Source organism: Micromonospora sp. NPDC048040, from assembly GCF_055587185.1.
Map to the genome: position 1 here is coordinate 1 of NZ_JBVJGT010000032.1, position 1,084 is coordinate 1,084.

The window sequence follows — 1,084 nt, forward strand, 5'->3', positions numbered from 1 at the left end:
TCCATCCCGGCCTTCTTCGTCGCCGCGATGATCGCCTTCACGTTGCCGACCTGCTCATCCGACAGGTCGATGCGCGACTGCGCACCCTGCACACCGTGCGGGATCAGCTTCGTGGTGTCCACGGCCGGCTTGTCGGCCTGCACCGCCACAGCGGTGACCGGCGTCGCCGCCACGGGGGCGGTGTCGGCGTGGTTCAGCGGACCGGCGGCCAGACCACCGGCAACAGCCAGACCAGCAATACCGAGAACGCTCTTACGCATGATCGTGTTCATCAGATGCTCCATTCGGGGGTTGGCACCACACGCCGAAAGGGGGGTTCAGCGGGGCGCAAGCACCGTCCGGCGCTCAACAAACTCAAAGGGGATCCGGCGTCACGCGCCGGGAAGAATCAGAACCGGCCACCTGGAGACCGGCAGTGGCCCGTGTCGCGCGGGCGAGGGGTCGCCCTTCGCTGGCCGGGACCATGTGTAACGACCGGCGACCCACCAACATTCCGGGGCCGGGGCCGGGGCCTGCACGTCAGCCCGCCCGGGGGCGGCGGCGTTGGCCTTGCTCGGTCGTACGCAGGGTGTAACGACCCCGGCCCGGCCACGATTCCGCCCCCACGATGCCCCCGGTCACACCCGAAACCGGACCCACGGGACACCCGCCACCCGGATCCTGTCGAGCTGCCCGCACAGACGGGACACAACCGGACCCCACGGGATGCCGCCCCACCGGCCGCTGTCGAGCTGCCCGCACAGATGGGGCACGCGTGCCCGGCGGGAGAGCGCCTGGTGTGACGGGTGGTCCCACAGACGGGGCAGCTCGACAGGGCACGTCATCCAACCCACCCGAAGCTGACAGCGGGTCGACGGGCCGCCACCCCGCAGCCGACCCCCACGCCGACATCATGCCGATGCCTATGCCGACACCACGCCGACGCCCTCACCGACCCCCACGGCCGACGCTCTGCGGACGCTTCGCGGCAGCCGTACCGCACAACCGACATCCAGGCACGGACGGCGCGCGACCACCGACGGGGTGTGGCCCGCCGTGCCCGGCGCAGGGATCAAGCCTGACCGCCCGGAGCCGGGCACGGCGG

Annotated in this window: 1 pseudogene; it reads right to left on the reverse strand. The window is 71.4% G+C overall.

Annotated features, from left to right (window positions below):
- Window positions 1–272 (reverse strand): annotated as a pseudogene (locus ACZ6O2_RS24715) (hypothetical protein); the annotation flags it as partial.
- Between the last annotated feature and the right edge of the window lie 812 nt (window positions 273–1,084).